Raw genomic sequence first — 2,833 nt, 5'->3', positions numbered from 1 at the left:
GGGGATCCTCAAGGGCGTTTTGCCGATCAAGCGCCTGCTGGTCAATGATCCGGAGAAGAAAGTTGCTGACCTGATGGCCAGCGATACCGTGAGCTTCCATCCGGACGAAGATGCCTACGACGCGGCCCAGGCGTTCGAGCGTTACGACTTGATCTCGGCTCCGGTAGTGGATAAGAACGGCAAGTTGATCGGTCGTCTGACCATCGATGAAATCGTCGACTTGATCCGTGAGGAAAGTGAAACCGAAGTCCTCAACATGGCGGGTTTGCGTGAAGAGGAAGATATTTTCGCGTCGGTCTGGCGTTCACTGCATAACCGCTGGGCCTGGCTGGCTATTAATCTGATTACCGCGTTTATCGCTTCTCGCGTGATCGGGTTGTTTGAAGGCTCCATCGAGAAGCTGGTGGCCTTGGCGGCGTTGATGCCGATTGTGGCGGGTATTGGCGGTAACTCCGGGAACCAGACCATCACCATGATCGTGCGCGCCATGGCGCTGGATCAGGTCAGTACTGCCAATTCCTCACGGCTGCTGCGTAAGGAACTGGCGGTAGGCCTCATAAACGGATTGGTGTGGGGCGGTGTGATTGGCGTGGTGGCTTACTTGCTCTACGGCAGTTGGTCCCTGGGCGTGGTAATGACTGCGGCCATGACCCTTAACCTGTTGCTGGCGGCCTTGATGGGGGTATTGATTCCCATGACCCTGGCGCGTCTAGGTCGCGATCCTGCCATGGGTGCCAGTGTGATGATCACGGCCATGACTGACAGTGGTGGTTTCTTCATCTTCCTGGGCCTGGCAACGATCTTCCTGCTCTGACCCTTCCAGCGGGGGCAAATCTGCCCTCGCTTTGCTTCTTATTCCCAAACTCCAGGCAAAAAAAGCCAGCACATGGCTGGCTTCGGCTTTCAGGTGTCAATCAATTGGCTTCTGCGGCCGCCTCCACGTCATGCGCGATAAGCGAGACGAGAGCATTTTGCTGGCGGTGGGAGAGCTGACGAAAACGCTGCAGCAGTTCGCGTTCGTGCAGTGACAGCTCGGGGCTGTCCAGGCGCATGCTCAACTCTTCACCCAAGGCACCTTCCTGAATAAGGCTTTGTTCCAGGCGTGCGATGATTTCGGAGTTCATGCTGCGGTGATGATTGCGAGCCACCTCGGCAATGCGTTCCCGCATTCCGTCTGGCAGACGTACGACGAATTTGTCAGCCGTACGGCTGGAATAAATTGCCTGTTTCAATGGGCGCATATATTTAACCGGTTAGTTCAGGGGAGCGGTTTCTGGAATTGGCCGCAAGATGAGTGTTAAGACAAGGCTCACGACCAAAGTTCAACCCGAATTGCAAAGAGGCCGCATCATGCCTCAGATTTGACATTTCATTGGCGTCAATTCTGTGACAAATATTGAACCGCCTACAGGCTTTATGCCAGTACTGATTTGCGTTTTTGCGGACTGGTTAGAAAAAATCCTGTGACTGCAGCGAAGCTCGTCAATCTTCGCTCAAGCCTATACGGCATCTGGGTTGAAGGGCGCCTGTCCTACAGCGATATGGCCTTTTGCCCTCAAGCTGAAGGTTAGTAGCTGTTCGCCTATTTACGAGTGCCAGGCGACATAAGGTAGGGGAGGGAGATGGGGAAGGGCGGGATTAGCGCAGGAGCGGATCGAATTTGATTCGGCGACCCTTGATGAGCGTCAGTACCAGTAGACTACCCAGCACGGCGCTGGCGACGAAGGCTAGGGTTTGAGTTTGTTGTGATGTAGCTCCCAGGCCTAGCGCAACAGATAGGAGCATCAGGCACAGAAACAACCAGGCAGATTTCGACATGAATAGTGTTCTCAGAAAACCCAGTGCTCGGCCGCTGGCGCTGATTGTGTATCTTGGGTCAGGCGGATGGGAGACTGGGGGTTTGCAGTCATCAGTGCCAACTGAGGGCGCTGTTGCAGGTGGTGGGGAATGGCTTGGCTGATTTGCGCGCCGTCTTCAGTACTGGTCGGCTGAAAATGAAACGTCACCACAGTAGCCAGTGCCACAGCGTTCAGTGCTAGTAGAAGGGCGCTGTTCATCATCATAGTCTCCACGGTGCCTGGAACGATTGGTTTTGTGTTTATGACTTTGCAGATGTCGTGCCAATCTATTATTCCAATAAAAACAACGAGTTAAGCTTGTTTTTTGAGGGCGCAGGGTTGCAGTTTGCAATGATGGCATATTGGCGCAGTGCAATTTGCACGATGACGGTGAAAGTCGTGGCATGCTGAATGAGGCTATGAACGTACGCGCAAGGATTGGCCTACAGTCAAAATGCCAACGGACGACATGACAAAACCAGCCTCGGCCGTTAAGATGCACGCCGTCTGTCGCAAGCCCTTCAGGGTAAGCGTTTGGCATTTGTCCCAGTAGCTCAATTGGATAGAGCATCCCCCTCCTAAGGGGAAGGTTGGCCGTTCGAACCGGCCCTGGGACACCATCTCTGTAAAGCTATCCCCTCCTCGTATTTGTCGGTCTCAACAACAGTCATCCTTGTTCCTCGCTTGTGCGGGATCCCGCCGCGCTTCTTTCGGTTGTGATCCAGATGCATTGGCGTGGGTGGGGATAATTCGCGTCCCTAGGTTGTGCGCTCCTTCTATATAGAGAGGCGGTGGGTACCCTGGTTTTTATAGGCGAGTAAGTGTTTCGCTTTTTTTAAGATAAGGGGGTTGACGTTCATGGCGATCCCTGTAGAATTCGCCTCCCGCTTACGAGAGATCGCAAGCGCAAGTGGTTGAAGTTGTTGAAGAAATCTTCGAAAACTTCTGAAAATAACCACTTGACAGCAAATGAGGCTGCTGTAGAATGCGCGCCT

General features: G+C 53.5%; 4 protein-coding genes and 1 tRNA gene. 2 read left to right on the top strand and 3 right to left on the bottom strand.

The features are described 5' to 3' along the window. Nucleotides 1-814, top strand: an 814-nt coding sequence (locus GIW04_RS29565; RefSeq protein ID WP_236479518.1) for a magnesium transporter, incomplete at its 5' end; no start/stop codon positions are given. 100 nt (nucleotides 815-914) lie between these two features. Here GIW04_RS29565 and GIW04_RS29560 read toward each other — a convergent pair. The 3 genes from GIW04_RS29560 to GIW04_RS29550 form a co-directional block, all read right to left on the bottom strand. Next, nucleotides 915-1,241 carry an Arc family DNA-binding protein gene (locus tag GIW04_RS29560; protein WP_003193592.1) on the bottom strand — a complete coding sequence of 109 codons (327 nt, stop codon included), beginning with the start codon at nucleotides 1,239-1,241 and terminating at the stop codon, nucleotides 915-917. Between the two features lie 397 nt (nucleotides 1,242-1,638). Beyond that, nucleotides 1,639-1,818 carry a PA3371 family protein gene (locus GIW04_RS29555; RefSeq protein WP_120249170.1) on the bottom strand — a complete coding sequence of 60 codons (180 nt, stop codon included), beginning with the start codon at nucleotides 1,816-1,818 and terminating at the stop codon, nucleotides 1,639-1,641. A gap of 11 nt (nucleotides 1,819-1,829) precedes the next feature. After that, the gene (locus tag GIW04_RS29550) at nucleotides 1,830-2,057 is read right to left on the bottom strand and encodes a hypothetical protein (RefSeq protein ID WP_014719587.1); all 228 of its coding nucleotides are present in this window, start codon (nucleotides 2,055-2,057) and stop codon (nucleotides 1,830-1,832) included. Between the two features lie 324 nt (nucleotides 2,058-2,381). Between GIW04_RS29550 and GIW04_RS29545 the strand changes: the two genes are divergently transcribed. Continuing rightward, nucleotides 2,382-2,458: transfer RNA gene (locus GIW04_RS29545), tRNA-Arg, on the top strand. The last annotated feature ends 375 nt before the right edge of the window (nucleotides 2,459-2,833 follow it).

Origin of the sequence: Pseudomonas sp. PA-4-8C (assembly GCF_021606625.1) — a bacterium.
Lineage (GTDB): Bacteria > Pseudomonadota > Gammaproteobacteria > Pseudomonadales > Pseudomonadaceae > Aquipseudomonas > Aquipseudomonas lactis.
Note: the sequence above shows the minus strand (reverse complement) of the source record. Positions and strands in the feature narration are given on the sequence as shown.

Coding starts and splice junctions, on each gene's coding strand:
- GIW04_RS29560 (WP_003193592.1), bottom strand. CDS start 1,241: ATGCGCCCATTGAAACAGGCAATTTATTCCAGCCGTACGGCTGACAAA.
- GIW04_RS29555 (WP_120249170.1), bottom strand. CDS start 1,818: ATGTCGAAATCTGCCTGGTTGTTTCTGTGCCTGATGCTCCTATCTGTT.
- GIW04_RS29550 (WP_014719587.1), bottom strand. CDS start 2,057: ATGAACAGCGCCCTTCTACTAGCACTGAACGCTGTGGCACTGGCTACT.